Here is an 8853-nt window from a genome sequence, read left to right on the forward strand (position 1 = left end):
CGCGACGGAGTTCGCGCGCCGCTGGACGGCCGCCGGCGGCTCCGAGGAGCAACTCCCCGAGCCCGACGAGAAGATGATCGACGACGCGCTCCTCGCGCGGCTCGGCGACGACGAGTACGAGGCCCTGCGGCTGGCACTCGCCTGGTGCTCCACGGACGGCTGGCAGCCGCCCGCGCTGGCCGTGCTGTGCCGCAGCGCGGAGGTGCGCCGCCGGTACGGGGCCGCGCTCCTGCCCGTCGCGCGCGAACTGGCGGCGCTGGAGTCGCACGACCTCAAGTGCCTGGTGTACGCGCTGGCGGTGCTGGACGACGAGCCCCTGATCGTGCTGCACCGGCCCACCGGGCGCGGCTTCGAGGTGCGCATCGGCGGCATCGGGGACAACTTCCAGTTGCACACCCTGCTCGCCCACGTCCTCGTCGGCGGGGGTCACCTGCCCGGTGACGCCCCGTCGGCCGAGAGCGTCCTGCTCGCCACGGATCCCGCGCCCGCCCAGGGCCGGACCGACGTCGTGGCGACCGGGGCCTTCGAGCTCCTCGCCCCGGACGGCGAGCGGATCTGGAACGAGGGGCTGCCCGACGACATACCCGTGGTCGAGGGACGCCGTCTGCTCGTGCTGGACGAGCCGACATACCGGCGGAGTTGGAACGCCGACCGGTTCTTCCCCCACCTGCCGGGCACGGCGGAGCTGACCCGCGTCCTCTCCGCCGACGAGACGCGCACCTGGTTCGCCCGCACCTCGGCGGACGCCGCGATCTGACGCCGCAGGCCGGACCGGACGCCCGCCGGTGCGGCGGGGCGGTCCCGGAGGAACCGTGCGACGCCCTCCGCCGGGACACCGCCCGGAGGGCGACGGACGGCGGGGCAGAATGACCCCGGCGGGCTGAGCCGGCCGACCCCGGCAGGGCGGAGCCGGCCGCCGGAGCCGGGCCGGAGCCGGAGGCGGCCGCCGGAGGAGGGAGTCACGTGAAGACGGTCGGCGAAGTCGACGCGCTCGCGTCCGCGGCCCACGCCGGGCAGACCGACAAGACCGGCGTGCCGTACGTGGAGCACGTGCGAGCCGTGGCCGCGGGGCTGGCGGCGTTCGGGGACGAGCTGGTCATGGCGGGGCTGCTGCACGACGTCGTCGAGGACACCGGCTGGACTCCCGAGCGGCTGCGTGCCGCGGGAGTCCCGCCGCGCGTCGTCGCGGCCGTCGAGGCGGTGACCAACCAGCCGGGCGTGCCCTACGAGGAGAAGATCCGCCGCATCGCCGCCGACCGCGACGCCACCCTGGTGAAGATCGCGGACAACGCCCACAACAGCAGGGCCGACCGCGCGGCGCGGCTCCCGGAGGAGATGCGGGCCCGTCTGGCCGCGAAGTACCGGGCGGCGCGCGACGTCCTGTGGGCCGCGGCGGACGAGCGGGACGTCGAGGCCATCGTCGCCGTCGTCAATCCGCCGCTGCTGGAGGAGCTGAGGGAGCGGCGGGAGCTGAGGGAGCGGCGGCGGCGGGGGGCCTGACGCTCAGGGCCTGAGCCCGTAGAACCGCATCGGGGAGTTCGGCACGAAACCGATGCGCGGGTACACCGGTGCGCCCGCCTCGGTGGCGTGCAGGGTGGCACGGGTGAGGCCGGTGGCGCGGGCGCCCTCGTGGAGGGCCCTGCGGGTGACCGCCTCGCCGTAGCCGCGGCGCTGATGGTCCGGATCCGTGGCCACCAGCGCGACGAACAGCCGGCCGTCCGCCTCGACCGCCGCGGCACAGGTCACGGGCACGCCGTCGCGCAGGCCGAGGAAGGCGAACACCTCGCTCTTCCACAGCGGGGAACCCGCGAGGCCGTCCCGGCCGGCGGCCGGATCGAAGCCGTAGGCACGCGAGTTGAGGTCGGCGTAGTCGCGCAGGTGGTCGTCGGTGGTCACGCGGACGAAGGTGAGGTCGGGGTGGCGCGGCTCCGGCACGGGCAGCAGGTCGCCGGCCATCCCGGTGCCGGGGAAGGCGAACTCCAGCCCCGCCCGTTCCGCCGCCGCGGGCAGCTCCGCCCGGGCGTCCTCGCCGAGCAGGCCCTCGAAGAGCCAGAGGAAGCCCGGCTGTCGCTTCGCGCGCATCACGTCCGCCGCCTGCCGCAGGCGGGCGTCGAGGAGCGGCGCGTCCACGCGGTCCTCGGTGAGGGTGACGGCGTTCCAGAAGGGGAACCGGCAGTCGGCCCAGCGGACGGCGACGCCGGGCAGGTCCCGCACGTCCGCCTCGGGGGTGCGGTCGAGCACCATGGCGCGCCACACGGTGGTGAGCTGGCGCATCGATTCGATCGTGTCCGCGAGATCCGTCACAGCCCAGCAGCCCTTCGCCTCGTCGAGCGGATGACGGGCCGGGGCGCGTGCACGCCCTGCCCACCCCCAGTCCAACGCCGCGACCCCACGGAGGCCACGGCCCGAACCGGCCAAGCCCCGGGGGCCTCCCCGTGCGTCGCCGGGGTCACGCGTCCCCGCGCCCGCGCGCCTTCCGCTGTAGGGCCTCCCGCCGCCGGCGCAGCGCCTTCTGCCGCTTCCGGCTCTCCGCGCGCCGCCGCGCCCGCTCGCGGGCGGCCGGGCTCCTCAGTTTCGAGGAGTCCGGCAGCCACAGGAGCGCCCCCACCAGACCGGCGATGAGCAGCAGCAGCAACACCCCGAGCGCCGCCGCGAAGGCAGGCGGCAGGCCCGCGATCTGCTCGATCCGGTACCGGATCACTGCCACCACCCCTTGCCTCGAACGCGTGCACGACAGTGCCGCACTGTAGTCACCGGGCCGCCGTCCCAGGACGCCCGCCCGCCCGCACACCACGACGGCCGGGCGTGATCAGGGCAGCACACAGAACTGGCCGAGGTCTCGCAGCGCGAGGGTCCGTTCGCGTTCGTCCAAGCCTTCGCACCACGTGAGACCCGCGGGAAACGGGGGCACCGCCTGGGCCGGCTCGTTCAGGATCACGGCGCGCTCGTCCGTCCGCACGGCCTCCCGCCGGGCCCAGGCGTCGACGCACGGCCGGTCGGTGGGGCCGGGCGGCGCGGGGGGCGGGGTTTCCGGTCGGCGATGCACGGTACGCAGACGGCATGGGAGTGTCCGAGACGATGCGTGCCGTGCGGCTGACCGCGCACGGAGGGCCGGAGGTCCTCGTGCCGGCGGAGGTGGCCGTGCCGACCCCGCGCGCGGGGGAACTGCTGATCCGGGTCAGTGCCGTGGCGCTGAACAACACCGACCTGTGGACCCGGGACGGCGCCTACGGCCGCCCGGGGGACCCGAGGGCGCTGTCGGGGTGGCGGGGGCCGATCGACTTCCCGCGCATCCAGGGGGCGGACGTGGCCGGCCGGGTGGTGGCGGTCGGGTCCGAGGCGGACGCGGGGCTGCTCGGACGCCGGGTGGTCGTCGACCCGGCGATCTACGACACCGACGGGCCGGACGCGTACCCGGTGGGCCTGATGGGGAGCGAGCGCGACGGCGGATACGCCGAGTACGTGACGGCCCGGGTGGAACGCGCGCACGACGTGACGGACTCCCCGCTCACCGACGCCCAGCTCGCGGCCCTGCCCACCGCCTACGGCACGGCGCTGGGCATGATCGAGCGGGGGCGGCTCCGGCAAGGGGAGACCGTCCTCGTGTCGGGGGCGTCCGGCGGTGTCGGTCTCGCGCTGGTGCAGATCGCGCGGGCGCGGGGCGCGCGGGTGCTCGCCGTCAGCCGGGGGTCCAAGATGAGCCTGGTGCGCGACGCGGGTGCGCACGAGGTCATCGACCGCGGCCGGGACCTCGACGAGCAGGTGCGCGTGGTCGCCCCGGACGGTGTCGACGTCGCGCTGGACGTCGTCGCCGGGGACCTGCTGAGCGAGGGGCTGCCGTGGCTGCGCGAAGGGGGCCGGTGGGTCGTCGCCGGTGCGCTCGGCGGGTACGACGTCGCCTTCGACGTGCGCCGTCTCTACCTGCACAACGCGCAGGTGATCGGCTCCGCGATGCACACGCCGCACCACTTCGACCTGCTGATGGAGATGGCGCGCGAGGCCGCCGTGCAGCCCGTGATCGCCACGACCTATCCGCTGGAGGAGGCCGCCCTGGCGCAGGAGGAACTGGCCCGCCGGGGGCACGTGGGGAAGATCGTCCTGCTTCCCTGAGCCGACGGCGGAGCATGGCGGGACATAAGAGAACGATCGTTCTTGACTGATCGTTCTCTTACTGCGTACGCTCACGGACATGGGAAGACCACGGGCCTTCGACGCCGACCAGGCCGTCGCGGCCGCCGCCGTCCTGTTTGCCACGCACGGATTCGAGGGCACCTCGGTGGACGACCTGGTGTCCGCCACCGGCGTGCACCGGGGCAGCCTCTACAAGGTGTTCGGATCGAAGCGGAGCCTGCACCTGACGGCCCTGCGCGCCCACCTCGCGCACGAGATCCGGCCGACCGCCGAGGCCATCGCCTCGGCCACCGGACCCGAGCAGGCGCTCGCGGCGGCGATCGCCTCGTTCGACGACGGCCCGGCCGCCGGGCTGCTCCTGCTCGCCGCCACCGAGCGCGCGCCTCATGACCCCGAGGTGGCCGCGCTGGTCGCGGAGGGCGTCACGGCTCTGGAGGACGCCCTGCGCCCCACCCACGGCGATGCCGCGCCTCAGCTCGCCTCCACCGTTCTCGGTGCCCGCCTGCGTCTGCGCGCCCGGCCGGCCGACCCCAAGGAGTACTGACATGGCCCTGATGTCCATCGACCACGAGCGGAACCTGCTGATCGTCGAGATCCAGGGCCTCGACAAGCTCTGGGCGCTCAAGAGCCGCCTGGAGATCCCGCTCGGGAACGTGCGCGGCGCCACCCACGACCCCGGCATGGCGCGCGAGCCGAAGGGCGTCCGCGTGGCCGGGACCCACATGCCCGGCGTGGTCACCGCGGGGCGCTTCCGCCGGCAGGGCGAGTGGCTGTTCTGGGACGTGAAGAACCCCGAGAAGGCGGTCGTCGTCGAGCTCGCGGACGCGGAGACCTACGACCGTCTCGTGGTGGAGGTCGACGACCCCCGCGCCACCGTCGCGCTCGTCGAACGATCACTCACGCGCGGCGACTGATCCGGGCGCGCCGGGTTGTACGGCGGAGACTGTGATGAACGACACCCAAATGGAGGGCAAACTTCCGGTGGAGACGAGCGTCTGATAGTTACAAGTCCGATTTCCCTAAGCCTGTGATCACGATGCCGCCGTCGCGGGGGCGGTCGTCGGGGTGGCCGACGGCGAGGGCAGTAGCCAATCGGAAAAGCATCCCGTGTGACGAGGAGCCATGAGTCAACTTTCCCTCAAAGCTGTTCAGCAGCTCACCTGCAAGAAGCGTGACGCCTGGTGGACGGTGTTTCTCGTCGATCCTCTGGCCACCCGGATGCTCCTGGTCCTGGCCAGGTTCCGGTTCATCACGCCCAACGGGGTGACCTGGGCCGCGCTGATCTTCGGTTTGGTCTCGGCCGGGTTCTTCCTGGCGGCCGACCCGGTGTCGCTGATCATCGGCGCGGTGCTCTACCACTTCAGCTTCGTGCTCGACTGCGTCGACGGGAAGCTGGCCCGGCTCAAGAACAACGGCTCCCTGTTCGGCGGCTGGCTGGACTACGTCTTCGACCGTGTCCGCGTGCTGTTCTGCGCGGTCGGCCTCATGGGCGGGCAGTACCTGCGCACCGGCGAGGGGATATTCCTCCTCGCGGGTCTGGTGATCGTCTTCCTGGACAGCCTCCGGTACCTCGACGCGCTCCAGATCTACAAGATGCGCGCGGGCATGCGCAGCAAGATCAAGAAGGCGATGCGGGCCCGCCGTGCGCAGGAGGCGGCCGCCGCGATGGAGGCGGGCGTCGTCACGAACCCGGCTTCCGCGAACGTGACGGCGGCCGACGACGAGGCCGCGGTGGACGCGGGCGTCGTGTTCATGGAGGACCTGCTCCGCGACAGCGAGACCGAGGGTGACGGCGACGAGGCCGACCGCTCCGAGGAGCAGCTGCGGGCGGCCCAGGCCCCCGACCGCAAGGTCATCGACCTGCACACCGAGTTCCGCACCAAGTTCCCCTGGTACACCCGGGTCCGCACCGCGCTGCTGAACCGCCGGGTGCGGCCGCACCTGGTCAGCGGCATCGAGTTCCAGATGTTCGTCTTCATCGTGGGCCCGCTGATCGGCCAGCTCCTGTGGACCACCGCCGTCGCCGCGGCACTGATGCTGGCCTTCGAGCTCGTGATCATGTACAAGTTCTGGCTCTCCACCAAGGACTTCGACCGGGTGATGGCCGAGCTGAGCCCCGCCCCGGCGAACACGGTCGGCGTGATCGTGCCCGAGGCGTTCAAGGGTTACGTCGCGCCTCAGCCGGAGCCCGCCGCCGAGGACGGGAAGGACGCCGCGTCGTTCCTGCCGTCGCAGTCGCGGACCGAGGCGGCCGACGTCCCGGCCGCCACGTCCGGCACGTTCTGACCGGGTCCACCCGCGTGTCCCGGCGGCGCCGAAGGCGCCGCCAGGGCATGTGATCACCCGGACCGCCGGCCGACTCACCGGCGCGCACAGGACCGGCACCCGCGTTCGCGGGTGCCGGTCCTTCGTGTTGCCGCCCCGCCGGGACACAGGCCTCATGGCCGGGGCACGGGCCTCGCCGTCGGCCCCGCACGGCTCTGGCCTGTGCGGCGCGGGGCCGACGTGTCGATCCCACCAGCGGCCGCCGCCCGCCGCACTCCCGTGGGGCCGTCCGGGCGACACCGGAGCGGGCCGCCGGTCAGCAGGTGACCGTGCGCTCGTAGGCGCCGGTGATCGACTCGTGGGTGTGGATCACGGAGTGCTTCGGGGCGAGCGGGAAGCAGGGGCTGAGGCTGAGGTGCGTCCATCATCCGGCGGACACGCGGACGGCGGCATCCGCGCTGGGCGGAACGGGTGATGTCCTCCGCGTTGGGCCGAACGGGCGAAGCGGTACGGCGCCCGCCGCGTCACCGGGCCGGCCGTCCCCCTCCGGAGGGGGAAGGGTTCACGGCGTGAGCTTGTCCTGGTGCCCGGGTTCACGGTGTGAGCTTGTTCTGGTGCCCGCCGCGCCACTCGGTGAGCAGCACCGTGGCGTCGTCCGCGAGGACCCCGCCGTGGTGCTCCGTCACGGCGGCCATCAGCCGACGGAGCGTCTCGTGCAGGGTGAGCTCGCCGGAGTGGTGGCGCAGGATGAACTCGACGAACCGGTCCAGGCCGAACTCCTCGCCGCCGGGCCTGCGCGCCTCCACGATGCCGTCGGTGTAGAGCACCAGCCGGTCGCCGGGCTCCAGCTGCTCGGTGCACTCGGTCACCGGAAGCCCGAGGGCGGTGCCCATGGGACCGGCCGGCGGGCAGCTCAGCTCCGTGGTCCACCGGTTGCCCCGCAACAGGATCGGCAGGTGGTGACCGCGGTTGATCCAGGTCAGCCGGCCCGTGCTCATCCTCAGCTCGGCGATGATGCCGGTGACGTAGCGGCTGGTGCTGAACTCCCGCACCAGCGTGTTCTCCACGTGGCGGCTGGTCTCGACCAGGGACGCGCCCTGGCGGCGGGCGTTGCGGCAGGCGGCCACCGCGACGTTGGCGGTGATGCCGGCGGTGGTGTCGTGGCCCATCGCGTCGAAGATGCTCAGGTGGAGCGTGCCGTCGGCCACGGCGTAGTCGAAGGCGTCCCCGCCGACGTGGTAGGCGGGCTCCACCGCGGCGCCCACGGTCACCTCGTGCCCGGCGAACGCCGGGGGCGGCGTGAGGTTCCACTGCATCTCGGCCGCGACGTTCATCGGCTCGGTGCGGGTCAGCCGGGCGTAGGAGTCGCTGTAGGAGCGCTTGCTGAGCAGCAGCAGGGCCGTCGTCGACGCGAGATCGCGCAGGATCTCCCGAACGTGCTCGCCGTCGGTGTCGGTGTCGGCCCGCAGCACGCCCAGCCGCTCCACCCCGTCGGTGATCGCCACCCACCAGCGCCGCCGGCCGGTCTCCGTGGGCGCGAGCCGTTCCGGCAGGACGTCGACGCGCTGGTAGGCCTGGCCGGGCAGACTGCCGTGGATGGTGAACAACTGCCCGCGGTGGCCGGCGTCCGGGCCCTCGCCGGTGAGTTGGCGGAGCACCTTCTCGCGCAGGTCCACGAGGAACACGGCCGTGTCGTGCAGCCCGGCGGCGGTCGCGTGCCGTGTGATCAGCCACGGCAGCTGATCCAGGGTGACGGTGTGGCTCTCCTCGATCAGGCGCACCCATTCCAGCGCCGCCGCCGCTCGCTCATCCACGGTTCGCCCCTCTCACCGACGCCTCCGACGCGCCCACGACACCTTCAGCACCCGTCTCCCGCACCGCGAGCCGACATGCGGCGCGGATCCCGCCGTGACGCGCCGCACCCCCGGTACCGTCGCGTCGCCGGACGCGTGGCCGCGGGGGTGCGGGGCGGGAGTGGACCTGACGTCAGCGCCGTCGGTGACGTCGCGTCGCGGCCGTCAGTCGTCGTGACCGGCGTTGGCGGTGCCGTAGTTGCCCTCCTCGGAGGTCCACTGGGTGCCGGAGAAGATGTTCGGCGAGTGGTCGTCGTCGCCGTCGGCGACGGCGGTCCCGGCGCCGAGGCCGGCGGCGGCGAGGGCGAAGGCGGCCAGAACGGTGGCGGTGGCGCGGCGAACGCGCATGGTTCCTCCTCAGGGTTCGGTCCCCGGACGCGGAACGGTCGGGCGGGTGATCGCGTCCGGTGCCCTCATGCCACCAGCCGCAAGCCGTGCGGATACGCCGTCGGCCCCGTGTCGCGCCCTCCGTTCACCCATCGGACCCAGCAGGGGGCGCGCACCCCCACCGGGCACGCCCCCGCCTGCGCGCCTGTTCACCGGGGTTCCCGAGGCCGCTCCCACCCTCGCGGTCGGGCGTCACGGCGTCACGGCGCCTCGCGGG

At 73.5% G+C, this 8853-nt stretch carries 10 protein-coding genes; 6 read left to right on the plus strand and 4 right to left on the minus strand.

Annotation, left to right across the window (positions count from 1 at the left end):
- Positions 1–757 (plus strand): hypothetical protein (locus tag HW445_RS10560; protein WP_180220770.1); only part of this gene is annotated, 757 nt, incomplete at its 5' end.
- 206 nt (positions 758–963) lie between these two features.
- On the plus strand, positions 964–1500 hold the full coding sequence (locus HW445_RS10565) for an HD domain-containing protein (RefSeq protein WP_180220771.1): 537 nt from the start codon (positions 964–966) through the stop codon (positions 1498–1500).
- A 3-nt stretch (positions 1501–1503) separates the two neighbouring features.
- Here the strand turns inward: HW445_RS10565 and HW445_RS10570 are convergent, their stop codons facing one another.
- Together HW445_RS10570 and HW445_RS10575 are read right to left on the minus strand one after the other, a co-directional pair.
- Entirely contained in the window at positions 1504–2304 is an 801-nt protein-coding gene (locus tag HW445_RS10570) for a GNAT family N-acetyltransferase (protein ID WP_180220772.1), read from the minus strand.
- Positions 2305–2449: 145 nt separating this feature from the next.
- Positions 2450–2707 carry a hypothetical protein gene (locus tag HW445_RS10575; RefSeq protein ID WP_180220773.1) on the minus strand — a complete coding sequence of 86 codons (258 nt, stop codon included), beginning with the start codon at positions 2705–2707 and terminating at the stop codon, positions 2450–2452.
- Between the two features lie 353 nt (positions 2708–3060).
- Between HW445_RS10575 and HW445_RS10580 the strand changes: the two genes are divergently transcribed.
- The 4 genes from HW445_RS10580 (at position 3061) to HW445_RS10595 (ending at position 6417) form a co-directional block, all read left to right on the plus strand.
- On the plus strand, positions 3061–4110 hold the full coding sequence (locus HW445_RS10580) for a zinc-binding dehydrogenase (protein WP_180220774.1): 1050 nt from the start codon (positions 3061–3063) through the stop codon (positions 4108–4110).
- 79 nt (positions 4111–4189) lie between these two features.
- Positions 4190–4675, plus strand: a complete 486-nt coding sequence (locus HW445_RS10585) for a TetR/AcrR family transcriptional regulator (RefSeq protein WP_180220775.1) — start codon at positions 4190–4192, stop codon at positions 4673–4675.
- A gap of 1 nt (position 4676) precedes the next feature.
- Positions 4677–5045 carry a hypothetical protein gene (locus HW445_RS10590; RefSeq protein WP_180220776.1) on the plus strand — a complete coding sequence of 123 codons (369 nt, stop codon included), beginning with the start codon at positions 4677–4679 and terminating at the stop codon, positions 5043–5045.
- A 208-nt stretch (positions 5046–5253) separates the two neighbouring features.
- The gene (locus HW445_RS10595; RefSeq protein ID WP_180220777.1) at positions 5254–6417 is read left to right on the plus strand and encodes a CDP-alcohol phosphatidyltransferase family protein; all 1164 of its coding nucleotides are present in this window, start codon (positions 5254–5256) and stop codon (positions 6415–6417) included.
- A 572-nt stretch (positions 6418–6989) separates the two neighbouring features.
- Here the strand turns inward: HW445_RS10595 and HW445_RS10600 are convergent.
- Positions 6990–8210 (minus strand): PP2C family protein-serine/threonine phosphatase, encoded by a 1221-nt coding sequence (locus HW445_RS10600; RefSeq protein WP_308798821.1) that lies wholly within the window; start codon positions 8208–8210, stop codon positions 6990–6992.
- A gap of 204 nt (positions 8211–8414) precedes the next feature.
- Positions 8415–8597, minus strand: a complete 183-nt coding sequence (locus tag HW445_RS10605) for a hypothetical protein (RefSeq protein ID WP_180220778.1) — start codon at positions 8595–8597, stop codon at positions 8415–8417.
- Positions 8598–8853 lie beyond the last annotated feature (256 nt).

Origin of the sequence: Streptomyces sp. UH6, from assembly GCF_013421635.1 — a bacterium.
Lineage (GTDB): Bacteria > Actinomycetota > Actinomycetes > Streptomycetales > Streptomycetaceae > Streptomyces > Streptomyces abyssomicinicus.